Raw genomic sequence first — 18,896 nt, 5'->3', positions numbered from 1 at the left:
CTATTTTCGGCGTTCGGCGACGGATGTGGCGAGCGCCATGATCAGTACCATCGTCGCGGCATTCGAGCGAAACCCCTTAAAGTCCGCCTCTGTAACCTCCAGCCAAAGGCCGGACGGAGGAATGACAGGACTGGCGGGGCTGTCTGTCAGTGCGACAACCTGAACACGCCGACGCTCGAGAGCCGAGCACAACTCGATCGTTCGTTGCGCATAGTCGGTAAAACTGATGACGACGGCGGCATCCCGTGATGTCGCCGTCGTCATCGTATCCTCCTCCATCCCTGATTCGAGGCCGATCACGTGATGGCGGATCTCGAGTCTGGTCAGAAGATAAGACATGTAACGCGCGACCGGCATTGAGCGGCGAAGACCTAGAATATAGATGCAGCGCGCCGCCGCCAGCGTGCCGATGGCCCGCTCCAGACTGGTGGGGTTGATATGGCGAAGAGCATCCAGAGACTCGTTGGCAGCCCGGCAGAAGCCGTCCAGAATCGTAATCGCTCCGACATGCGCGCCATTCTGTGCATGAAGGGAGTTGACGCGATCGCGATAAGGGGTGGTGCGACTCTTCAATTTTTTGCGAAAGAGCGCCTGCATCTCGGAGTAGCCGTTGAAATCGAAAGTCCGCGCAAAGCGCACGACCGACGATGGCTGTACTTTTGCGCCTGCCGCGAGGCTTCCGACTGTCCCAAGGGCGATATCTTCCGGCTGGGCCAAAATATAATCCGCAATCTGTTGAAGACGAGGCGGGAGGCCGTCGTAACGAGCGCGAAGCTGCTGATGAAACGCGTCGTATTCGTCTGTGACAGTGTGTGTGTCTTCGCCCGCGTGCGGCGATCTGCCTGTATTTCCGGTCGCCAATGATGTCTCCTCAGAACTGTCGCGTCGCCGCGCGATGCGATGTATGTGCGAATTCAGAATGCCCGATCTTCGGTTATATGACCAATCGTCACGGCATCGTAAGATCGTTCAAAGAGATGATCTGAATGTGATAATAACATTATATTGTTATGGAAGTATAATTCTTTAAGGTGACAGGAAGAGGAACTTATGTTCTATTTCCTGGGTGTCACCTCCTTCTCGGTGAAAATGGCGTTGGCTTGAGGAGATTCCTAGCTACCCATAGTCTTATCAGGTCGAAGGCCTGCCTGTTAAGTCTTTGACGAAACGATACGTTCTTAGTGTTGTGAAAACGAAAAATCATGCCGCTTCTTCACTTTCATGTGCTCGGGGGCCGCACGGATGACGAAATCAAGGCGTTGCTGGATGCCGCCCACGAAGCGATGCTCGAAGCGTTTTCCGTGCCCCGCCGGGATCGCTACCAGTTGGTGAGCGAATACAAACCTTCTCGCTTCATTGTGGAAGATACCGGGCTTGATATCCCGCGCACCGAAAAGGTGGTTCTGGTCCAGATGTTCAGTCGCCCCCGTGGTGAAGAGAAGATCGCGCTTTTTTACAAACTTTTGACGGAAAGACTGGAAGCGGAATGTGGAATTGCCTCCTCGGACGTGATGGTGTCCGTGGTGGAAAATCAGGACGCACACTGGTCGTTCGGTCGTGGCCGCGCGCAGTTTCTGACAGGTGAACTCGGAGCCGGAAAACCGGTTCACTAAACGAGTAATCCAGCCCCGACCGGCACGTCGTTCGTCGATCGGGGCAATGTGATTTTGTAGTAATTTCGTTATTTCCATTATTTATTTCGCGAAAACTTTCGTTTTCACTTATATATTGAGACATACTTATCATCGTTTGCAACAACTCCGCGCTTTCACAATCGGGAGAGCGTGAACGAATTCCCAAATCAGGAAGTGGAAGTGTAATTCCTTTTTATGCCATAATATGGAACATAAATTCCCTCATGCGGCAGAGATGCCGGATAGGAGCAAGGACACTCCGATGCTTGACGTTATCACGATAGGGCGTTCCTCGATTGATGTGTATGGCCAGCAGATTGGCGGTCGTCTCGAGGATATGGCAACTTTTAGCAAGGCCGTCGGTGGCTGTCCGGCGAACATTGCGATCGGCACGGCGCGGCTTGGCCTGCGCTCGGGCCTGATCACGCGGGTGGGCGACGAGCATTTCGGACGTTTCATCCGCGAGCAACTGGTGCGTGAGGGGGTGGCGACCGATGGAATCGTCACCGATCCGCAGCGTCTGACAGCTTTGGCGATTTTGGGAATCCGCGACCGTGAGAGCTTCCCTCTGATTTTCTACCGTACAGACTGTGCGGATGCGGCATTGTGTGAAGACGACATCGACGAGAATTTCATCGCGTCCGCGAAAGTTATCGTCGTCACCGGAACCCATTTTTCCCGCCCCCACTCGGCTGCCGCGCAACGTAAGGCCATGCGGATCGCCAAAGCACATGGCCACAAGGTCGTTTTCGATGTCGATTATCGCCCAAATCTCTGGGGCCTGGCCGCCATCGGGGATGGCGAGGCACGTTACGTCCGTTCCGAGGAAGTGACGAAGCATCTCTCGGAGATTCTTCCGGATTGCGATCTGATCGTGGGCACCGAGGAGGAGTTGCACATCGCCGGCGGAAGCGAGGACACGCTGGAGGCAATCCGGGCAATCCGGGTGATCTCGAACGGCACGATTGTCTGCAAGCGGGGGCCGATGGGCTGTGTTGTATTCGAGGGAGAAATTCCCGCAAGTCTCGAAGGCGGCGTGAAAGGAAGCGGCTTCCCCATCGAAGTCTACAACACGCTGGGGGCCGGTGACGCCTTCATGTCCGGTTTCCTGCGCGGATGGGTGCGGGGCGAGCGGCTCTCCGACTGCTGCACCTACGCCAATGCCTGCGGTGCCTTTGCCGTCTCGCGGCTCCTTTGCTCTTCAGAAATTCCAAGCTGGGAAGAGCTTCAGTATTTCCTGAAGGAAGGTAGCCCCCATAAGGAGTTGCGTCGGGATCGGGAACTGAACCACCTCCACTGGGTCACGACACGTTGCGAACAGGCGACGCCGATCATGGCGCTGGCTTGCGATCATCGCCTGCAACTCGAAGATATCGCCCGTGACGCGGGCGCGCCATTCGAAAAAATCCGCCAGTTCAAATCTCTGGCCATCGCAGCCGCAGCGCGCGTCGCCCAGGGGCGGCCAGGCTTCGGCGTGTTCATGGACGGTCGCTATGGACAAGACGCATTGTTCGAGGCGTCTCACAAAGGGCTGTGGATTGCCCGTCCGATCGAGAAGACAGGTTCGCGTCCGCTGGAGTTTGAATGCGGCGGAAGCCTCGGAGCCCATCTGGTCGAATGGCCGACGGAACAGACGATCAAGTGTCTGTGCTTCTATCATCCGGACGATCCTGAAGAACTCAAGCAACGTCAGGAACGTGAACTGTCGCGCGCTTACGATGCCTGCAGACAGGAAGGGCGGGAAATCCTGATCGAAATCATTGCAGGCAAACATGGATCGCTCGGGCGGGACACCATTTCAAAGGTTCTTTCACGACTTTACGATATCGGAATCAAGCCGGACTGGTGGAAACTCGAAGGTCAGAAAGACCCAGAAGCTTGGCTTGCCATAGGTGACGTCATCGAGCGGCGCGATCCGCATTGTCGGGGCGTTATGATCCTTGGCCTCGATGCGCCGATGCAGGATCTGATCGACGCCTTCGAGGCGGCTTCGGTGACGAAATGGGTCAAGGGTTTTGCGATCGGACGCACGATCTTCGTGCAACCTGCCCGGGCATGGCTTGCCGGCGAGATCGACGACGAAAGCGCCGTGGCGGAAATGGCCAGACGCTTCCGCACGTTCGTGGATGCCTGGAACGGCCTGAAGATCACAGAGACGGCTTGAAGGGATCATGACGATGAAAACGATCCGATTGACGATGTCGCAGGCCCTGGTCCGGGTCATGATGGCCCAGAAGACGGAAATCAAAGGACGAATCGAACCGTTCTTCAAGGGCGTCTGGGCTATTTTCGGACATGGCAACGTCACCGGGCTGGGGGAGGCGCTATACGAGCATCGCGACTATCTGCCGACGCTGCGCGCGCATAACGAGCAAGGGATGGTTCACGCCGCAACCGCTTTCGCCAAGGCGTCGCGTCGGCAGCAGGCGATGGTCTGCACAAGTTCCATCGGGCCGGGAGCGCTGAACATGGTGACCGGAGCGGCTGTGGCATACGTCAATCGGCTGCCGCTCCTCCTGCTTCCGGGCGATGTGTTCGCCAGTCGTATTCCCGACCCCGTCCTGCAACAGATCGAGAATTTCGCCGACGGTACATCCACCGCCAACGACGCTTTCCGCAGCGTGTCACGTTATTTCGATCGCATCACGCGCCCGGAACAGTTGATCCCGGCATTCCAGCAGGCCATGCGCGTGTTGACCGATCCGGCGGATTGCGGGCCGGCGACATTGTCGCTCTGTCAGGATACGCAGTCTGAAGCGTTCGATTACCCGGAAAGCTTTTTCGCCGAGCGTGTTCATCGTGTGCGGCGTCTCGCACCGGATGTGCGAGAGCTGGACGAGGCCATCGCGTTGATCAGACAATCGCGCAGGCCGCTGGTCGTCGCGGGGGGCGGCACGCTCTATTCCGGGGTGGAGGGCGATCTGGTGTCATTCTGTGCCCGAACAGGGGTGCCGGTGTCCGAGACGCAGGCCGGTCGTTCCGCCATTCCGACATCGTTCTCGCTCGGTATGGGAGGGATCGGCGTCAGTGGAACCACGGCGGCGAATGCAATGGCGAAAGAGACGGACCTTCTGATTGCCGTCGGTACGCGCCTTCAGGACTTCACGACCGGATCTTGGGGGCTGTTCCAGAATCCGGACCTCAAGATACTCGCCCTGAACGTGCAGCCTTTCGATGCGGTCAAACATGCCTCCGTGCCACTGATCGCGGATGCGAAGATCTCCCTCGCTGCGCTTTCGGACGCGCTGGGTGACTGGGCGGCACGATCGGAATGGACCGGGAAGGCCGAACGGGAACGCGCATCCTGGCACGAGATTTCCGCGCGCTATCAGGCTCCGGGGACTTCCGGGCTTCCGACCGACGCACAGGTCATCGGTGCTGTGCAGGCTGTGGCCGAACCGACCGACACGGTGGTTTGCGCAGCTGGCGGACTCCCTGCGGAGTTGCAGAAACACTGGCGCGTGGAACAGCCCGGCGGTTATCACATGGAATACGGCTTTTCATGTATGGGCTACGAACTTGCCGGTGGAATGGGGGTCAAGCTCGCACACCCGGAGCGAGAGGTCATCGTGATGCTGGGGGACGGCTCGTACCTCATGCTGAATTCCGAGATCGCCGCTTCCATATCGCTCGGCCTGAGGATGACCGTGGTGCTGCTCGACAATCATGGTTACGGCTGCATCAACCGACTGCAGAATTACACCGGGAGCGCATCGTTCAACAATCTCTGGAAAGACTGCTATCAGGTTGAGTCTCCCGAGATCGACTTCGTGCAGCTTGCCCGCGGTCTGGGCGCGCGGGCGAAAAAAGTTGCCAGCCTTGCCGAACTCTCCGCAGCGGTCACCGAGGCGCGTTCGGCAGATCGCACGACCGTGATCGTGATCGATACAGATCCCATGCTTGCCACAAAGGAAGGAAGCGCATGGTGGGATGTCGCCGTGCCGGAAGTGTCCTCCCGCGAACAGGTGAATGCTGCGCGCGCAGCCTATGAAAAGGCGCGGCTTGTGCAGCGCCTTGCAAACTAAGTGTCGAAGATCATGGCTATTCGTATTGGCGCCAATCCCATCATCTGGAGCAACGACGACCTCCCGTCGATCGGCGGGGGAACGTCGCTACAGGATTGTCTAAGTCAGGCCAGGCGTGCCGGGATCGAAGGAATGGAACTTGGAAACAAGTTCCCCCGGACGGTCGATGGCATGAAGTCGGCCCTGGAACCGCACGGACTTGACTTCATATCCGGTTGGTGGTCCTGCAACCTCCTGACTCACAGCGTGGAGAAGGAGATCGAAGATTTCCAGCCACGCCTCGCCCTTCTCAAGGGCATGGGATGCACCGTCTGCATCGTCTGCGAGACATCCAACGCCATCCATGGCGATATCAACGCGCCTTTGTCGACGCGTCCCGTTCTCGACGATTGGGAATGGCGTCATTTCGCGGAACGTCTGACGGCATTCGGCACATACCTTCAGGACAATGGCATCGCGCTGGTGTACCACCATCACATGGGAACGATCGTGCAGGATCGGGCGGATATCGCAAGGTTGATGGACAGCACGGGCGAGTCCGTGAATCTTCTGCTCGATGCGGGGCATGCTTTGTGGGGTGGCTCCGACCCGGCGGAACTCGCGCGCTGTTATGCGGGACGCATCGGCCATCTGCACGGAAAGGATGTCCGGCCGCTGAAGCGGGCGCAGGCGGATCTGGCCGATTACAGCTTTCTGCGCGCCGTGCTTTCCGGCGTATTCACCATGCCGGGGGACGGGTGCATCGATTTTGCACGAATCATGCGCGAACTGCCGGAGTATTCCGGTTGGATCGTGCTCGAAGCCGAGCAGGACCCAGATCTGGCCCAGCCGCTCCTGTACGCCCGTATGGGACGAAATTACCTTCATGATGTCTTAATTCAGACAGGACACAGGCAATGACATCGAACCTTCTTGTTCATCCGTACCCACGAGATGACCTCAAGCGGATCGTAACCGTGACTCCCGAAAGTGCTGGATGGAAATTCATCGATTTCGAGGTGCGTTCGCTTGAGGAAAACGAGACAACCGAAGGCGCTACGGAAGGAATGGAAGCCTGCCTCGTTCTGATAAGCGGCAAGGCACGCATCAGCGGCGCAGGGCAGAATTTCGGTCTCATGGGGGAACGGATGAGCCCCTTCGATGGTCTCCCATGGTCTGTTTATCTGCCGCCAGGCAGCGCATGGAGCGTCGTGGCTGAAACACCGATCGAACTCGCCGTGTGCCGGTCGCCCGCCACCGGGAAATTCCCAGCCCGCGCCATACTGCCCGAAGAGGTTGGAGAAATCTCGCGCGGAACGGGAACGAACCAGCGTTTCATCCGCAATATTCTCCCCGACACCGCCCCGGGGGAAACGCTGCTCGTCGTCGAGGTCATAACGCCGGGCGGACACTGGTCGAGCTATCCTCCGCACAAGCACGATACGGACGACTTTCCTCATGAAACCTACCTTGAGGAAACCTATTATCACCGGCTCAAACGCGGCAGCGGCTTTGCGCTCCAGCGCGTCTACACCAAGGATGGCTCGCTGGACGAAACCATGGCGATCGCAAACCATGATGTCGTTCTCGTTCCACGAGGATACCACCCCGTTGGCGCTCCGCACGGCTTCGATCTCTATTACCTGAATGTGATGGGCGGACCTCGTCGGGAATGGAAATTCTCGATGGACCCCGATCAGGCGCATTTGCCTTATTGAGAGCGATTATGCCCGGAACCGTTCGGACTCGCTGATGAGAAACGGAAAGAATGGTCCCGATCATCCGCTCCTCCATCCGACAGACGCGAGACGAATGGTCGACGCCACCGCCGCTGACATTCAGTATCGGGAACCAGACAGGATGGCGATGCAAACGCGTGTGCCCGCCATCCTCAAAGGGTATGCGCCGCGCCTGTAGTCTCCGCTACAGGATCGCTCGCATTACGATGCCGTGTGTCGGCTTTGCTTCAGGATTTTTCTGACGAGGCAAAATCCGGACCGTCCCGTCCGTTCATGTATGTATGAAGGTTTATACGCCATGACATCGATACCTTCGTTTTCGTTGGCCGCCTGCGCGGAAATGCTTTTCCAGGAACTGTCTTTCGTCGAGCGTGTGCGCCGGATCGATGCGTTGGGCTTCATGGTCGAGATCTGGGATTGGACACGGCATGACATAGATGCGCTTGCCGGTACCGGTGCGACATTCTCCTCGATGACCGGCTACATCCACGGGCGTCTTGCCGACGAGGCCGGCACCGAAGAACTTCTGGCGACCGCCGCACGCTCGATCCCAGTCGCCAGACGTCTGGGTATTCCCCGTCTGAACCTGCATGGAACAGGGCTGAACGCGCAGGGCCTTCCTGTCACCCCGTGTTGGGGCGAAACCGGGGAAATGTGGATCAGGGCCCGTGACACTCTCAATCGGCTCGCCGATCTCGGTGAAGCGAACGACGTGGTTTTTGTCCTTGAAAACCTGAACGCAGCGGTGGACCATCCCGGCGTGCCGTTCGGCAAGGCGAAAGATTGTCTGGCCCTTGTCAGAAGCGTGGGCCGAGCCGGTTGTCGCCTGATGCTCGATCTGTATCACGCCCAGATCGGGGAGGGGAACCTGATCGGCCTGCTTCGGGAAGCATTGCCCTATATCGGGGAAATACAGGTCGCCGACGTGCCGGGACGCTGCGAACCGGGAACCGGAGAAATCAATTACCCGGCGATCGCGCGCGAACTGGGTCGGCTCGGCTATGGTGGGACGATCGGTCTGGAAGCCTGGGCATCGGAGGACAGCGAGAAGGCGCTCGAACGATTCCGGGCAGCTTTTACGTTATAGGCCGGCGAAATACGACGATGAATTTGGCTGAAAACGGGAAGGATATCGTTATGGCGAATGAACCTGTCAGGACTGGCATAGTCGGCTACGGATTCGTTTCGAAAACTTTTCACGTACCCATGATTCTGGCCACGGACGGCATGGAACTGGTAGCTGTCTCATCCTCACGCCCGGAACAGGTGAGGGCGGATCTGCCCGGCGTCGAAGGCGTCGGCAGCGCGGATGAACTGATCGCACGGGACGATCTTGACCTGATCGTCATCGCGTCGCCCAATCAGACGCACCGCCCTCTGGCGGAAGCGACTCTGTGCGCAGGAAAACACGTTCTGGTGGACAAACCCTTTGTCCTGTCTCTCGAAGAGGCTAGGTCGATTCTCCGCATCGCAGACGAACATGGCAAGAGCGTTTCGGTCTTCCAGAACCGACGCTGGGACAGCGATTTTCTGGGTATCAGGCGTGTTATCGAAGAGGGGTACATCGGTCGCGTTGTCGAACTGGCGTCGCGGATGATACGTTTTGTTTCTGTACCGAATCGGAACTGGCGTGAGACGAGTGGCGATGGCTCCGGCCTCTGGTTCGATCTCGCGCCACACCTCGTCGATCAGGCCGTGCAGCTTTTCGGTTTGCCCGAAGCTGTCACGGCAGAGATCGCAACCCTGCGTTCCGGCGCGAAGACCGACGACTGGTTTGAGGCTATTTTGCGCTATCCGGGCTTGCGGGTGGTGCTTGGTGGCAGTCTCGTCGCCAAAGGGGGCGTACCGCGTTTTCTCGTTCACGGGGATGCAGGTTCCGTTCTCAAGCAAGAGGCCGACGTTCAGGAAGATCGTTTCAAGGAAGGCATGGCGCCAGACGCCGACGGGGTCGGTGGCGACGACGATCCGCTGACCGTTTTCCACGGAGATGGACGGCAGGAAACGCTCTCGTCGCCCATGGGCTCCCAGATCACCTTCTATCGTGACCTTGCACGCGCCATACGGGGACAGGGGCCAAATCCCGTGTCCCCCAGAGATGCGCTCGCCGTTATGGCCGTCATCGACGCGGCACAACGTTCTGCGACCGAGGGTCGGATGACGAAACTTGCATTGACAGAAGACGAATTTTCTCAATGGCAGTGAAAGCTTCCCGAGGGAAACCTTCTGATGGCCTGCGGGCCATGGGCTTTCTGTCTCGCTGCGATTGGCGCAGTGGACAGCCGCCCCGCCTGCGATAACCTCTCGCACTCTCTCCGCGCAGCGAAATCTCATTCAAGATTTCGCCCGGCATTGTCTGGAGCTCGAAGGTGAGACGGCCAGGCTCCCCGTTACCGGATTTGACATCGAACACCAACCGGCAATCTGCGCCGGGACTGACGGTGAATTCGATCGGCACAACCCGTTTGCCGTTGTTTGGCGTAAACTTGAAGTGCTTGGCCGCCTAGCTGGCAGGTTGTGAGACGTCATTGGGATGAGGTATCATGGGCTATTGCTGCCTACGCCCCCTGGTTTGACGCTGACCCCTGGAGCGATCGTTGATGCACCAGATCCATCCGCAAGCCCGCACCACTCCATCTGTCCGGGCCGAAATCGCGCGCTCGACGTGACGTGCCCCCCGGAAATGTAACCATTTAAAAGTAGAGTCCGATCGAGAAGGATACGGACGGATGAAGCGCAGTCGCTTTACGGAAGAGCAGATCATAGGGGTTCTGAAGGAACAGGAGGCTGGGTTGAAGGTCTCTGATCTTTGCCGCAAACACGGGATCAGTGATGCGACGTTCTACAAATGGAAGACCCGCTATGGTGGCCTTGAGGTGTCCGAGGCCAAACGGCTGAAGGCGCTGGAAGATGAAAACAGCCGCCTGAAACGTCTTCTGGCGGATGCGATGCTGGATAACGCGGCGCTGAAGGAGATCGTTGGAAAAAAGTGGTGACGCCTGTCGCGAAGCGGCAGGCGGTCCGACATATTCAGGAGGCTCTGGCCCTGAGTGAGCGCCGTGCCTGTGCCCTTGTTGGTCTTGCCAGGCGTGTTGCGCGGTATGTTTCCACCAGATCGGACGATGCTGCCCTGCGTCAACGTCTACGGGATCTGGCGTGCCAGAGACGCCGCTTTGGCTATCGCCGCCTGGGCTGTCTTCTGGCGCGGGAAGGGTTCAGCCCCAATCACAAGGAGCTGTTCCGCCTTTACCAGGAGGAAGGTCTGAAAGTCCGCCATCGGGGTGGCCGCAAGAGGGCGCTGGGAACGCGCGCTCCCGTGACCATCCCCCAGGAACCCGGGCAGCGCTGGAGCCTGGATTTTGTCTCGGATGCCCTGATCTGTGGTCGCCGATTCCGCATTCTGGCTGTTATCGACGATTTCAGCCGCAAGAACCTGGCATTGGTTGCCGACACGTCATTGTCAGGGGGACGTGTGGCGCGGGAATTGACGGCCCTGGTGGAACGATATGGCAAACCCCTCATGATTGTCAGCGACAACGGTACGGAGTTCACATCCCATGCCATCCTGAAATGGGCCGATGAGATGAAGATCGAGTGGCATTATATCGCTCCGGGGAAACCGCAGCAGGACGGCTTTGTCGAAAGTTTCAACGGCCGCTTGAGGGATGAATGCCTCAACGAAACGCTGTTCACGTCCCTCAGCCATGCCCGACAAGTTCTGGCTGATTGGCGGGAAGACTACAATACGGTGCGTCCCCATTCCCAACTGGATGGCAGGACGCCGGATCAGGTAGCCAGGCAAGTGTCTCGGGGGCATGCCCCCGAGACACTTGCCATCCCATCAACCCCAAGCCATAAAAGAACGGGAAGTCTCCTTTTGAGTGGATACAAAAAGGGGGGCACGTCATTCGACGGTCTTATCGATTGAGGAGGAAGCCATCGTCTTGGCGTTCCGCCGCCATACGTTATTGCCCCTGGACGACTGCCTTTACGCGCTACAGGTGACGATCCCGCATTTGACGCGCTCTTCGCTGCATCGCTGCCTTCAGCGCCACGGCATCTCGCGCCTGCCCGATATCGAAGGCGACAAGCCGAAACGGTCGAAGTTCAAGACCTGTCCGATCAGCTATTTTCATATCGATATCGCTGAAGTCCGCACCGAAATGGGGCGTCTTTATCTCTTTGTGGCGATCGACCGGACGTCGAAATTTGCTTTCGCCCAACTGCACGAGAGAGCAACACGTCGCGTCGCCGGTGACTTCCTGCGCGCCCTGGCCGTTGCAGTCCCCTATCGCATCCACACCGTGCTGACTGATAACGGCACACATTTCACCGATCCGGCTGGCAATGGATGGACATCGGAAGATATCAAGGCCATGCGGGCCGACGGCGTCCTGTTCCGTTGCCATTCTTTTGAACTGTCCTGTGCTGATCTCAATATCGAGCATCGTCTGACAAAGCCTCGACATCCATGGACGAATGGTCAGGTCGAACGCATGAACCGCACAATCAAGGAGGCAACAGTCAAGCGCTTCTACTACGAAACGCATGACCAGTTGCGCCAGCACCTCACCGATTTCGTCGCTGCCTACAATTTCGCCCGAAGGCTCAAAACGCTGCGAGGCCTCACTCCATATGAATTCATTTGCCAGCAGTGGGAAAAAGAACCATCACGGTTCATACAAAATCCGCACCATCAAATCCCGGTACTAAACATCTAAGCATTCGCGTTGTACGGCCATCAGATTATCCATGCCGCTCGATCTGGCGTGTCAGAGCCCGAATCAGCGCATCTATATTGCCGTTATTGCGCTCGATATAGGAGACGTAATCCTGTCTCTCCGTCAGGCGTAGACTGACACCTTCAGCGATCATATCCACGACCTTTGGACCGCCACTCGCCTGATTGACAATCCACAGGACGTTGGCGCTGGCCTGGTTGGGGCGAACAATAACTGTCTCCACAGCCATGTCTTCACCGGAGGGTGAAGCGCGACCTATACTGAACGTCACCCCGCGATAATCACCAAGCTTGTCGGCGATCGAATTCGTAAACATTGCATGAAACAGATCCAGGTAATGCCGCCTCTGTTCGGGTGTCGAAGTCCGCCAATATGTGCCCAAACAGTAGCGGGCGACATCATCCACATCCACCATCCTATCCAGGAACGGGCGGATCCGCGTCTTCTTTTCTGAAGGCGACATATCGCTGTTAATAATGTCGACCAATTGACCGCCAAGCGTCTTCACGAACATCTTCGCGGAAAGCGCGGAATCGGTTGCAAATGCCGAACGTGTTACCGTCAGACATGCAATGCCGATGAATGTAATGAAAACTTCTCGACGGGAAGAATGTTTCCGCATAACGGCCTCCTCTGAATACGACCCGCATCTTCCTACGGAAGAACAATGAGAACCTGTAGGCCGCCTTGCTCGTGATTGAGCAGTTTAATTTCGCCTCCATGGGCATGGACGATGGCGCGAGCCGATGTTAACCCCAATCCGACACCACCTGTTTTGCGGTTGCGCGAAAGCTCGACGCGGTAGAAAGGCGAGAAGACCTTCCCGATATGGTCTTCCGGAATACCTGGTCCCCGATCCCGGACGGCAACCATGGTTCCATGGTCGCTCGCTTCTATGGAAACCACAGCCTCCTCTCCATACGCACAAGCATTTTCAATAATATTTCCAAATGCCCGCTTGAGAGCAACTGGCCGGCCGCTATAGACAACAGGCTCTGCCTCATTAAGCTTCGCGTCACGACCCTGATCGACAAGGTCATCTACAATCACTTGCAGCAACTCCGTCAGTGCGAAGGTCGTGGACTGCTCGGCCAACGTCTCATCGCGAAAGAAAGCAAGCGCCGAGTCGATCATTGTCTGCATCTCGTCGACATCGCGAAAGAGTCGGTGCCGTTGATCGAGATCATTAATGAATTCGCCCCTCAGACGTACCCGTGTCAATGGCGTCCGGAGATCATGTGATATAGCGGCAAGCATGTTCGTACGATCCGTTATGAATCGACGAATCTGGGTCTGCATCGCGTTGAACGATGCTATCGCCGCCTGAAGCTCTCTTGGACCTCGCTCGATCATCGGCGGTGCGTTTGGATCTGTGCCGAAACGGCGGGCCGCGATGGTAAAGACCTCGAACGGGCGAACGAGATTTCGTGCGGCTAACCATGAAACCGCACTTGTTGAAACAAGGACGAAGCAGCCTATCAGAGTATAGCGCATCCAGGGCCCCATACCCCATCGCCGTTTCGGCAGCTTGAAGATCAGCCAGGATCCGTCGGAAAGAGATATGGCCATACCGTAGGCGTCCGTGCCGAAAATCCTGTCGTGCGGAATGGTTCGTGCGAAGAGCGGTGTCTGATGAAGCACGATTTTACGCTCGGGATCATTGAGAAGGCGACGCATCGCAGCCTGGACGGATGACGAGGCGCTTTCCCTGGGAGATGAGGGAATGTCCGGACGCCACTCCACCCTGAACACATCATTTGTCGCCGCATCGGCGATCTGGGACCGCAGGTCACGCGGAATAGCCGAATATATCCGTACCAGCGTTGCCGCCTGCCCTTCCAGTCCCGTCTCGCTCAAATCCGGCCCAGCCCAAACCCCCGCGGTATTGATGAAGAATATGTACAAGCAAACCGAGGCCGACACCGCGAGCAGGACGGTCAAGGCCAGACGTTTTGCAATTGTATCACGCATGAGCAAGTTCTTCATCCCGGCCGCACGTCCAAAGTGAATATATATCCGCCACTCCGAACGGTTTTTATAATAGCTGGATCCTTCGCATTCGGCTCAAGCTTGCGTCGCAACCGGCTTACCTGAGTATCGATGGAACGGTCAAAGGCATCATGGCGCTCCCCATGGGCCAGATCGAGGAGTTGATCGCGGCTCATGACCTCATGGGGGCGCTCGGCGAACGCAAGCAGCAAATCGAACTCCCGCCCGGACAGCGGGATCAGTATATTTTTTGCCGTCCTCAATTCCCGGCGTGCAATGTCCAGGCGCCAGGAACCAAATAACAGCAAGGGTCGTGTCTGGGTTGTCAGCTGCCGCATCGGCTCTATGCGACGCAAGACTGCCTTGACTCGTGCCAGCAACTCACGCTGATCGAACGGTTTGGTAATGTAGTCGTCGGCTCCAAGTTCAAGTCCGACGACCCTGTCGGTCGGGGTATCAACAGCGGTCAGCATTATGATGGGAACCTGTGATTTCTGGCGCAGTTCCGCACAGAGTTCGAGGCCATTCTCGCCGGGCATCATAAGGTCAAGAATAACGAGGTTGATCGATGCCGTCTCCAATACGGCGAACATTTCACGTCCGCCGCTAGCGACGCTGACCTCATGCCCGTAAGTTTCGAAGAAGCGAGTTAGAAGCGACAGGATTTCTTCGTCATCGTCTACGATCAGAAGGTGGGTCATGTTCGTCATGCGCCCCTTTTAGCAGGAAGTTGTCCCAAAATGATGTCAAGGTTGCTTCAGTTTTATGTCGGAGCTTACACAATACACCTTTCTTGAAAAAAAGCTGACATCAAAAACTGGATGCGATCCGGTAGAGTGCCAAGGATACGACGCACTGGCGCAAACATAATCCGAAGGAACAGGTTCGTCATGCAGGTACCACAAGTCAGATCTTCCAAGTATATCTTGTTTTTCGTTCCAGCAATGTTCGTCGCCGGGTGCGCGCACAATAAAAATGACCTCGCCGCGAATGATCCGGCCGAGCCGACCAATCGTACCGTATTCGGCGGGAATCTCTTCGTCGATCATCATGTGCTGCGTCCGGTGGCGCGGACATATGCGGCCAATGTGCCTGGCAGCGTCAAACATGGAGTTCATAATTTTTCCACCAATCTCAATGAGCCGAAGGTACTTGTAAATGATGTCCTGCAGGGAAACTTCAGCCGCTCCTGGAATACCCTTGAACGGTTTACCATAAACTCGACGGTAGGAGTCCTCGGGATCTTCGATTTTGCCCAGCTATGGGGAATGCCATACCACAACGCCGACTTCGGCCAGACACTTGGTGTCTGGGGCATAGGACCTGGTCCGGATGTTCAATTGCCTCTTATGGGATTTTCCAATGTACGTGATGCCACGGGAAGTCTCGCGGGAATTGTCCTGAATCCGACGACTTTCGTTAGCGCGGGCGTGGTGTCCGTGGTCAGGGGCGCATCATCTGGCCTGGGTGTCGTGGACGGAAGGGCGGACACCCTCGCCGTAACCGATGATGTCGAAAGGAATTCTCTCGACGAATATGCAAGCCTGCGCGCAATGACGACTCAACACCGAGCGGCGTTCATACAAGAGGGTATCCAGGGAAAAGTTAAACCTGACGACCTCGCCGCCGCTGCGAATCAGAATGTCATCTCCATGAAATAATGAACGCTGATCTAATATTTTTGTATTTATATACTCCTTTCAATAACCGTATATATCGCAAGATACCAATGCATCCCACAATGCAATATTCATAATACAGAGTTCAGAAATCGTTTAACTGACCTCAGGACGATTCCAGGACATGCCACCATGACATAACGCGCCATGTCATGGTGAGGCCCCTTGATGAGAATTTATCCGACGTCTCCCGCGGATTCGTCCGCTTTACTCTTGACGTCCTTTAACTCTAACCGAATGAGGCAATTGGATGCCAGTCAATTATCGTCTCATATGCGGCAATCATCATGGGGGCCGAGATGTTCAAGAGCGTTTCGCGACGCGTGACCAATCATGACCTTAATGAGCGATGTCGGCGTCACCCGGTCGCTACAGCGTTTGCAAGGGCTGGCATTGGGCGGCGCCATTCGCCTGCTCCAATGTTTGGAGCCCACGATGTGTTCCCACTTCGGGGCCATTCTCGCACGGGCCATCGGTCCTACCCTCGCAGTGTCCCATGTGGCCCTTAATAATCTTAAAATCGCATTTCCGGAGATGGCCGAATCCTCCCGACACGCCATCATGCGTGATGCATGGGATAATCTCGGCCGCCTCGTTGCCGAGTTTCCACATCTGCCGAACCTTGTCCGTACACAGGATGGCCCAGGCTGGGAGATCGTCGGAGAAGAGTTTATCGAGCAGGCATGGCGCAAGGGAAATCCACCACTATTTTTTTCGGCGCATTTGGGAAATTGGGAAATGATCCTCCCGATCGCCGGCGCACTTGGCTTGCCAGTGGGTGGAGTGTACCGCAGGACCAGGAACCCCGTTATCGACGGGCTGATTCAGGACATCAGGAAACGTGCCGGCCGGGGAAGCAAAATGTTCCCCAAGGGTCGTCATGGTGCCAGAGCGATTATCGCACATTTGTCCGCCGGTGGTACGGTTGGCTTTCTGGTCGACCAAAAAATGAACGATGGAATAAAGATTCCTTTTTTTGGAAGGCCGGCATGGACCGCACCCGCCATTGCGCATTTCGCATTACGCTTTGATAGAAACATCGTTCCCGTCAGCGTCGTACGAACCGGTCCTGCACGTTTTCGTCTTATTTGCGAACCCGCACTCCAGATCAATTTGTCCGATGACCAGAGGGAAGACGAAATTTCAATTATGTCGGCGATCAACCGCCATCTCGAAGGATGGATTCGCAGGTACCCGTCATCGTGGCTATGGTTCCATCGAAGATGGTCAAAGGACAGTGCATAGAGAATTGAGGACGATCGCCCTGCGTCGGGCTGTGCCTGCGCCAGCGCCGCATCGTCTTCATGATCATGGCACTGCTGGCCTGTTTCGTTACCCTGGCGTGGCGGGATATCGCGGTCGAGGCATATCCGGATCTCGGTTCCGTCAATGTCATGATCACGACGCAGGCGGGCGGCCTGGCTGCCGCGGAGGTCGAGCAGCAGATCACCACGCCGTTGGAGCGACAACTGGCCAGCGTCCCGGGCCTGATCGACAGCCGGTCCAGCAGCACTTTCGGCCTGTCGTTGATCACCCTGATCTTCCGCGACGGGACAGACGGCTATTTCGCGCGACAGCGCGTGACCGAACAGATCGCCCAGGCCAACCTGCCGCCCAACGTCACCCCGGCCCTTGGCCCGGTCACGGGCCCGCCGGCGAGATCTACCGCTACACGCTGGGTTCCAGCAGCCTGAACCTGATGCAGTTGTCGGACATCCAGAACTGGGTCGTCATCCCGACGCTGATGCAAATCCCAGGGGTGGCGGCGGTCAGCAATTTCGGCGGGTTAACCAAGGAATATCAGCTCCTGCTCGATCCGGATGCACTGAACCGGTACCATATCGGGATCAACGACGTCCTGGCCGTGCTGAAGAACAACAATGTCGCAAGGCCGTCGCTGCCACCACTCTCTGCGTCAATAATCCCGAACCGCAACCGAGATCGAGTACACGTTTGTGTGCAAGCCACCTAAAATGCTTGCCGGCCTCGGCAAACGAAAATCCTTCCGCTCGGACGCCGAGGTCGCGACCAATAGCCTCGGCGATATAGCGAAAGGGCAGGCCTTCTTCCGCGACGGCGTGGTAGCGGGCGCCACTCTCGCCCTTTTCGAGCACGAGGCGGAAGAGGTGCGCAGCATCAAGCCGGTGCACCGCCGGCCAGCGATTCTTACCGTCTTCGACATAGGCCGATAGCTGCGTCTTGCGAGCGGTGGCGATCAGCTGCGTAACAAGACCCTGCTTGGTCTCATCATGGACCGAGGGTGGCAGTCGAATGATCATGGCCCTGACACCGCGTTTAACCAAGGAGAGAGCTGCCTCTTCGGATCTCGCTCTGAGGCCGCCAACCGCATGGGAATCCGCACTCGCTGTCTCGACAGCTGCGTGACCGGGTGTCATCGCCATCGTTGGAAAGGCTGTGATCAGAGGCCGGCTGCCGGCTCGAAGAGCACCGCCCAGCGCTTCGATCGCGCGCCGATCGGCTTCGACCGCAGCCTCCATGAACCGTTTGACGATGTTCGAGGGGCTTCCACCGAGAATGACGCGCAGCCGTGTGCGCAGGCTCGCGTGCGAAAAGGCGTGATAGAAGGCTGTGTGGATCACGCCATCGGCAGCAGCCGCGCCGCTGCGAAGACTGTCCAGGTCCTCGATCGTGCCGCGATGCGCTTTCGCCCCGCGCGCTTCGAGCTTTTGGGACGCCTCCATCGAGCGGACAAGCCCGGTCACCTCATGGCCGGCGGCGACCAGTTCATCAACAATGGCAGACTCTATGAAGCCCGTTGCTCCAGTGACGAAAACCCGCATTGCATAGAGGTGGCCCCGTTTTTCGGACAGCTTTTGGGGATGAATAAGCTATACCCTGTTATTGTCATGCTGCCCTTCTGACGGCGTTGCTGTTGGCCATCTGGGCCGGGGTTAACCCCGGACCAGATGGCGTCGGCACCTTATGATACGCCTCATCGGGCGTGCGTCCAGCCAGTGCCGAGTGCGGACGCTGCCCGTTATAGAGCGCTACTCTGCAAGACCCATAATACCGACGAGCGGGAGGTTCTCTACCCCTGGCACCCTTGGTTTGGGCGTTGGGTGTGCGTCGAGGAGATGATTGAGCGGGGCGG

The 18,896-nt window shown here is 57.2% G+C and carries 16 protein-coding genes and 3 pseudogenes; 13 read left to right on the top strand and 6 right to left on the bottom strand.

Annotated elements, in window-relative coordinates:
• Entirely contained in the window at nucleotides 1-861 is an 861-nt protein-coding gene (locus HLH29_RS14700) for a MurR/RpiR family transcriptional regulator (protein WP_182968119.1), read from the bottom strand.
• 341 nt (nucleotides 862-1,202) lie between these two features.
• Here HLH29_RS14700 and HLH29_RS14695 point away from each other — a divergent pair, with 341 nt between their 5' ends.
• The 9 genes and pseudogenes from HLH29_RS14695 to HLH29_RS14655 all read left to right on the top strand — a co-directional run.
• Nucleotides 1,203-1,613 carry a tautomerase family protein gene (locus HLH29_RS14695; protein ID WP_182968117.1) on the top strand — a complete coding sequence of 137 codons (411 nt, stop codon included), beginning with the start codon at nucleotides 1,203-1,205 and terminating at the stop codon, nucleotides 1,611-1,613.
• Nucleotides 1,614-1,896: 283 nt separating this feature from the next.
• Nucleotides 1,897-3,798 (top strand): bifunctional 5-dehydro-2-deoxygluconokinase/5-dehydro-2-deoxyphosphogluconate aldolase, encoded by a 1,902-nt coding sequence (locus HLH29_RS14690; protein ID WP_246374278.1) that lies wholly within the window; start codon nucleotides 1,897-1,899, stop codon nucleotides 3,796-3,798.
• 7 nt (nucleotides 3,799-3,805) lie between these two features.
• A complete protein-coding gene (gene iolD, locus HLH29_RS14685; RefSeq protein ID WP_182968115.1) occupies nucleotides 3,806-5,659 on the top strand; it encodes a 3D-(3,5/4)-trihydroxycyclohexane-1,2-dione acylhydrolase (decyclizing) in 1,854 nt (617 codons plus the stop codon).
• 12 nt (nucleotides 5,660-5,671) lie between these two features.
• Nucleotides 5,672-6,559, top strand: a complete 888-nt coding sequence (gene iolE / locus HLH29_RS14680; RefSeq protein ID WP_182968169.1) for a myo-inosose-2 dehydratase — start codon at nucleotides 5,672-5,674, stop codon at nucleotides 6,557-6,559.
• Entirely contained in the window at nucleotides 6,556-7,356 is an 801-nt protein-coding gene (gene iolB / locus HLH29_RS14675) for a 5-deoxy-glucuronate isomerase (RefSeq protein ID WP_182968113.1), read from the top strand. Before iolE ends, iolB begins: the two co-directional genes overlap by 4 nt.
• Nucleotides 7,357-7,675: 319 nt before the next feature.
• Nucleotides 7,676-8,464 carry a TIM barrel protein gene (locus HLH29_RS14670; protein WP_182968111.1) on the top strand — a complete coding sequence of 263 codons (789 nt, stop codon included), beginning with the start codon at nucleotides 7,676-7,678 and terminating at the stop codon, nucleotides 8,462-8,464.
• A 17-nt stretch (nucleotides 8,465-8,481) separates the two neighbouring features.
• A complete protein-coding gene (locus tag HLH29_RS14665) occupies nucleotides 8,482-9,579 on the top strand; it encodes an oxidoreductase (protein WP_246374277.1) in 1,098 nt (365 codons plus the stop codon).
• Nucleotides 9,580-10,103: 524 nt separating this feature from the next.
• A protein-coding gene (locus HLH29_RS14660) for an IS3 family transposase (protein ID WP_182968109.1) occupies nucleotides 10,104-11,302 on the top strand; the annotation gives its coding sequence in 2 pieces (ribosomal slippage) (nucleotides 10,104-10,362 and nucleotides 10,362-11,302; 1,200 coding nt in all).
• Nucleotides 11,274-12,095, top strand: a pseudogene (locus tag HLH29_RS14655) (IS481 family transposase); the annotation flags it as partial. The gene HLH29_RS14660 and the pseudogene HLH29_RS14655, both read left to right, overlap by 29 nt.
• A gap of 25 nt (nucleotides 12,096-12,120) precedes the next feature.
• Here the strand turns inward: HLH29_RS14655 and HLH29_RS14650 are convergent.
• The 3 genes from HLH29_RS14650 to HLH29_RS14640 are packed head-to-tail and all read right to left on the bottom strand — an operon-like array spanning nucleotide 12,121 to nucleotide 14,806.
• Complete coding sequence (locus HLH29_RS14650) at nucleotides 12,121-12,738, bottom strand: MlaC/ttg2D family ABC transporter substrate-binding protein (protein WP_246374276.1); 618 nt, start codon at nucleotides 12,736-12,738, stop codon at nucleotides 12,121-12,123.
• A 32-nt stretch (nucleotides 12,739-12,770) separates the two neighbouring features.
• On the bottom strand, nucleotides 12,771-14,102 hold the full coding sequence (locus tag HLH29_RS14645; protein ID WP_182968107.1) for an ATP-binding protein: 1,332 nt from the start codon (nucleotides 14,100-14,102) through the stop codon (nucleotides 12,771-12,773).
• The gene (locus tag HLH29_RS14640) at nucleotides 14,099-14,806 is read right to left on the bottom strand and encodes a response regulator (RefSeq protein WP_182968105.1); all 708 of its coding nucleotides are present in this window, start codon (nucleotides 14,804-14,806) and stop codon (nucleotides 14,099-14,101) included. The genes HLH29_RS14645 and HLH29_RS14640 overlap by 4 nt, the downstream gene beginning before the upstream one ends.
• Nucleotides 14,807-14,995: 189 nt before the next feature.
• On the opposite strand from HLH29_RS14640, the gene HLH29_RS14635 reads away from it, so the two are divergent.
• From HLH29_RS14635 to HLH29_RS20010, 4 genes and pseudogenes are all read left to right on the top strand, one after another.
• Nucleotides 14,996-15,766 carry an MlaA family lipoprotein gene (locus tag HLH29_RS14635; RefSeq protein WP_182968103.1) on the top strand — a complete coding sequence of 257 codons (771 nt, stop codon included), beginning with the start codon at nucleotides 14,996-14,998 and terminating at the stop codon, nucleotides 15,764-15,766.
• Between the two features lie 351 nt (nucleotides 15,767-16,117).
• Nucleotides 16,118-17,029 (top strand): lysophospholipid acyltransferase family protein, encoded by a 912-nt coding sequence (locus tag HLH29_RS14630; protein WP_182968101.1) that lies wholly within the window; start codon nucleotides 16,118-16,120, stop codon nucleotides 17,027-17,029.
• A gap of 59 nt (nucleotides 17,030-17,088) precedes the next feature.
• A complete protein-coding gene (locus HLH29_RS19470; RefSeq protein WP_182968172.1) occupies nucleotides 17,089-17,478 on the top strand; it encodes an efflux RND transporter permease subunit in 390 nt (129 codons plus the stop codon).
• A 5-nt stretch (nucleotides 17,479-17,483) separates the two neighbouring features.
• Nucleotides 17,484-17,612: pseudogene (locus HLH29_RS20010) on the top strand (hypothetical protein); the annotation flags it as partial.
• 19 nt (nucleotides 17,613-17,631) lie between these two features.
• On the opposite strand, the gene HLH29_RS19700 reads toward HLH29_RS20010, so the two are convergent.
• Nucleotides 17,632-18,585: an SDR family oxidoreductase gene (locus HLH29_RS19700; RefSeq protein ID WP_182968098.1), complete on the bottom strand. Its 954-nt coding sequence runs from the start codon at nucleotides 18,583-18,585 to the stop codon at nucleotides 17,632-17,634.
• 64 nt (nucleotides 18,586-18,649) lie between these two features.
• Nucleotides 18,650-18,787 (bottom strand): annotated as a pseudogene (locus HLH29_RS14615) (IS3 family transposase); the annotation flags it as partial.
• Nucleotides 18,788-18,896: the final 109 nt, after the last annotated feature.

Origin of the sequence: Gluconacetobacter tumulicola (genome assembly GCF_014174215.1) — a bacterium.
In the GTDB taxonomy this organism is placed as follows: domain Bacteria; phylum Pseudomonadota; class Alphaproteobacteria; order Acetobacterales; family Acetobacteraceae; genus Gluconacetobacter; species Gluconacetobacter tumulicola.
The sequence above is the reverse complement of the archived record's forward strand: the minus strand, read 5'-3'. Positions and strand labels throughout refer to the sequence as shown.

Coding starts and splice junctions, on each gene's coding strand:
- HLH29_RS14695 (WP_182968117.1), top strand. CDS start 1,203: ATGCCGCTTCTTCACTTTCATGTGCTCGGGGGCCGCACGGATGACGAA.
- HLH29_RS14690 (WP_246374278.1), top strand. CDS start 1,897: ATGCTTGACGTTATCACGATAGGGCGTTCCTCGATTGATGTGTATGGC.
- iolD (WP_182968115.1), top strand. CDS start 3,806: ATGACGATGAAAACGATCCGATTGACGATGTCGCAGGCCCTGGTCCGG.
- iolE (WP_182968169.1), top strand. CDS start 5,672: ATGGCTATTCGTATTGGCGCCAATCCCATCATCTGGAGCAACGACGAC.
- iolB (WP_182968113.1), top strand. CDS start 6,556: ATGACATCGAACCTTCTTGTTCATCCGTACCCACGAGATGACCTCAAG.
- HLH29_RS14670 (WP_182968111.1), top strand. CDS start 7,676: ATGACATCGATACCTTCGTTTTCGTTGGCCGCCTGCGCGGAAATGCTT.
- HLH29_RS14665 (WP_246374277.1), top strand. CDS start 8,482: ATGAATTTGGCTGAAAACGGGAAGGATATCGTTATGGCGAATGAACCT.
- HLH29_RS14650 (WP_246374276.1), bottom strand. CDS start 12,738: ATGCGGAAACATTCTTCCCGTCGAGAAGTTTTCATTACATTCATCGGC.
- HLH29_RS14645 (WP_182968107.1), bottom strand. CDS start 14,102: ATGAAGAACTTGCTCATGCGTGATACAATTGCAAAACGTCTGGCCTTG.
- HLH29_RS14640 (WP_182968105.1), bottom strand. CDS start 14,806: ATGACCCACCTTCTGATCGTAGACGATGACGAAGAAATCCTGTCGCTT.
- HLH29_RS14635 (WP_182968103.1), top strand. CDS start 14,996: ATGCAGGTACCACAAGTCAGATCTTCCAAGTATATCTTGTTTTTCGTT.
- HLH29_RS14630 (WP_182968101.1), top strand. CDS start 16,118: ATGACCTTAATGAGCGATGTCGGCGTCACCCGGTCGCTACAGCGTTTG.
- HLH29_RS19470 (WP_182968172.1), top strand. CDS start 17,089: ATGATCATGGCACTGCTGGCCTGTTTCGTTACCCTGGCGTGGCGGGAT.
- HLH29_RS19700 (WP_182968098.1), bottom strand. CDS start 18,585: ATGCGGGTTTTCGTCACTGGAGCAACGGGCTTCATAGAGTCTGCCATT.